Genomic DNA, 800 nt, shown 5'->3' with positions numbered 1-800 from the left:
TCAAACTCCTTCGCTGGCACAGGGCGGCTATAGTGGAAACCTTGGCCGAACTCACAGTTTAGCTCGTTGAGATAATCCACATGGCGTTGGTCTTCGATACCTTCTGCGACAATTTTAAGACGCAAGGCTTTGGCCATAGCAATGATCACGTTGACCAGTTCACGATCAGAGTCGTTCTCAAACACATTTTGCATAAAACTGCGGTCGATTTTCAGACGGTCAAACGGGAACTTCTGCAAGTAACTCAGTGCAGAATAGCCCGTACCGAAGTCGTCAATCGTCAGCTTGGTACCCAGCGCACGTAGGTTATCCAGCATGTCCACCAACTCATCATCATGGTTAAACAACAAGCTTTCGGTTACCTCGACATCAAATTGCTCAGCAGGCAAACCCGATTCTTCTAAGCTTTGCCTGATGAACGCCAATAAGCGATCACAATAGCGGAATTGAACGCTAGAGAAGTTCACCGATACAAACAACGGCGAAATGGATTGCCACTGTGCTGCTTGATAACACGCTTGCTGAATGGCGAACTCGCCAAGTTGATGAATCAACCCATTTTTCTCTGCAATCGAGATGAACTCTTCTGGATTGACGAAGCCGAACTTCTCATCGTTCCAACGCATCAATGCTTCTGCGCCAACAATTTTGCCGCTTTTCAGTTCGATGATTGGCTGATAGTACATTTCGAGCAGTTGGTTCGAGATCGCATTACGCAATCGACTTTCTAGATCCAAGTAACGCTGTAGATCTTGGTTCATGTTGTGGTTGTAAAAGCAGAACGCATCACGGCCATCTTG

At 46.6% G+C, this 800-nt stretch carries 1 protein-coding gene; it reads right to left on the bottom strand.

All coding sequences use genetic code 11. From position 1 onward, the window contains the following. Positions 1-800, bottom strand: an 800-nt coding sequence (locus tag R7R24_RS26080; RefSeq protein ID WP_318120026.1) for an EAL domain-containing protein, incomplete at both ends; no start/stop codon positions are given.

Source organism: Vibrio sp. 704, from assembly GCF_033339295.1.
This window is presented reverse-complemented; position numbering and strand designations above follow the sequence as displayed.